The organism is Chromohalobacter sp. 48-RD10, from assembly GCF_029889785.1.
Taxonomy (GTDB): domain Bacteria; phylum Pseudomonadota; class Gammaproteobacteria; order Pseudomonadales; family Halomonadaceae; genus Chromohalobacter.
This window is the reverse complement of sequence record NZ_JARANX010000079.1, coordinates 1-2,605: the sequence shown is the minus strand read 5'-3', so window position 1 is coordinate 2,605 and position 2,605 is coordinate 1. Positions and strand designations below refer to the sequence as shown.

General features: G+C 61.6%; 3 protein-coding genes. All 3 read left to right on the top strand.

The genetic code is table 11. The features are described from left to right. Window positions 1–548 (top strand): S1 RNA-binding domain-containing protein (locus tag OP496_RS17065; RefSeq protein WP_280565014.1); only part of this gene is annotated, 548 nt, incomplete at its 5' end. 251 nt (window positions 549–799) lie between these two features. Further along, window positions 800–2,362 (top strand): glutamate--cysteine ligase, encoded by a 1,563-nt coding sequence (gene gshA / locus OP496_RS17060; RefSeq protein ID WP_280565018.1) that lies wholly within the window; start codon window positions 800–802, stop codon window positions 2,360–2,362. Window positions 2,363–2,467: 105 nt separating this feature from the next. Continuing rightward, window positions 2,468–2,605 (top strand): disulfide bond formation protein B (locus tag OP496_RS17055; RefSeq protein WP_348522023.1); only part of this gene is annotated, 138 nt, incomplete at its 3' end.

Genomic DNA, 2,605 nt, shown 5'->3' with positions numbered 1-2,605 from the left:
GCGTGGTTGGGGATAGCGGCTTTCTCAAGTCGCTCAATCCGGCCGATTACGTCGATGATATCTTCGGCGTGCCTACCATCAGCGATATTCTCAAGGAACTCGACAAGCCCGGTCGCGATCCACGCCCCGAGTTCAAGGCCGCCGAGTTCCGCGAAGGCGTGGAAACCCTCCAGGATCTCGAGCCCGGGATGATCCTCGAGGGCAGCGTGACCAACGTCACGCACTTTGGGGCGTTTGTGGATATTGGCGTTCATCAGGACGGCCTGGTGCATATCTCGGCACTCTCCGAGACGTTCATCGAGGATCCGCGTCAGGTGGTCAAGGCCGGCGATATCGTCAAGGTGAAGGTCATGCAGGTGGATCTCGAGCGCGCTCGAATCGGGTTGTCCATGCGCATGGGCGATGCGCCGAGTGATGCCTCGCGCGTCGATGAGCCGCGTCGCTCGCGCGGGCAGCGTGGCGGGGGCGGCAAGCGTGAGTCGCAACCGGCAAGCGAAGGGCTCGGTGCACTCGGCGAAGCGTTGGCGGAGGCGCGTCGCCAATCGTGAAACGCCGCTTGAGCGCGATTTGCCTTGAAAGGTGGCCGGCCGCCTCCATAATGGTTTTTTCATGCGGCGCGCTCAGGGGGCCGACGGTTCGCCGGAGTGTTCCCGGCGATGTTTCCGTTAGCCGCACACATGTGATCGTCCGGCGATGCCGGCAAGCCACGATCCACCGGTGACACCAAGGGAAAGCCGTGCTTTTCCCAGACGTGAGGGAATTTATCTTGTCCGAAACACTCACCACCGCCATTGCGCGCATGCACGATCTGGCTCGCCAAGGGCGATTCGGTCGCTTGCGCCGCGGCATCGAGAAAGAAGGCTTGCGCGTCGATGGCGTCGGGCGCATCGCCCAAACGCCCCATCCCCATGCCCTGGGCTCCAAGCTCGCGCATCCCTATATCACCACCGATTATTCGGAAGCATTGCTCGAGTACATTACGCCGGTCTACTGTCGTCCCGACGACGCCCTGGCGTTTCTCGGTGATCTGCTGCGCTACAGCTACCGGCAGCTCGGCGACGAGTTGATTTGGCCGGCAAGCATGCCGAGCCGCCTGAATGGCAACGACAGCGTGACCATCGCCGATTATGGTACCTCCAATGTCGGCACCATGAAGCACGTCTACCGCAAGGGGCTCGACGTGCGTTATGGGCGTATCATGCAGTCCATTGCCGGTGTTCACTACAACGTCTCGTTGCCCGAGAACCTGTGGCCAATGCTGCGTGAGCTCGAAGGCCGCGACGGCGAGACCCTCGAGGGCTACCGCTCAAGTCGCTATTTCGACCTGATCCGCAATTTCCGGCGCCACAGCTGGTTGCTCTTGTACCTGTTCGGCGCATCGCCAGCGGTGGATCGCAGTTTTTTGACGGGCGCGGCGCCCGATCATCTCGAGGCACTGGGTGAGCATACGCTGGCGGGACGTTACGCCACTAGCCTGCGCATGTCCGATCTGGGCTACCAGAACAAGGTGCAGGAGCAGCTCAAGATCTGCTTCAACTCGTTGTCCAACTACGTGGGCACGCTACGCCATGCGATCAGCACGCCGTGGCCGGATTACCAACGTTTCGGCGTCAATGTCGATGGCGACTGGCGCCAGCTCAACGCCAATATCCTGCAGATCGAGAACGAGTATTACAGCGATATTCGTCCCAAGCGGGTGGCGCGTCACGATGAGACACCTTCTCAGGCCCTCGAGGCACGCGGTGTCGAATACATCGAGGTGCGCTGCCTGGATCTCGATCCTTTCACGCCCCTGGGTATCGACGAAACGCAGATGCGCTTCCTGGATACCTTCCTGATGTGGTGTCTGCTCTCCGAGAGCCCGTGGATTCCCGACGAGGAGTGCGATCGTCTCGACGATAACCGCCGCCTGGTAGTGGAGCGTGGCCGTGATCCCGAGCTCAAGCTCAGTGTCGGTGATCGCCAGCGCTATTTGCGCGACTGGGGGCACGATATCTTCGCCGAACTCGAGAGTGTTGCCGACTTGCTCGACACCAACGAGGAGGGCGCGCCGCATCGCGACGCCCTCGCAGTTCTGGCACCGCGCCTCGACGACCCCGAATTGACGCCCTCCGGCCAGCTTTATGCTCAATTGGTCAACGAAGGCGTCGAATACCTCGACCAGGCGCGTGCCTTGGCCGAGCAGCAGGCCGCCGAGCTGCGCGAGGCGCCCATGGATCGCGCGCGCGAGGCGCTGTTCGAGCAGCTCGTCGAGACCTCGCACCAGCAGCAAGACGATATCGAGCGCGCCGACCACGAGGACTTCGCGACCTTCCTGGCGCGTTATTTCGAGCGCGCGGGTAAACCTCTCAGCGTGGCGTGAGTCGAAGCGTTGTCCAAGGCCTGTGCGCACTGCGGCACAGGCCTTTTCATGAGCAAACCAAAGACCCCACACGAAACGAGTCGGATTGCCTGAGGAGACGTGACGATGATTACCCGATTGGCCGCGATGAACGTGCGTCGAGGCTGCTTGCTGGGCCTGGCGATGTGCGTGCTGATGATGGGCGTGGCCTTGGTATTGCAATATGTCTATGGGTTGACACCTTGTCCGCTGTGTATCGGGCAG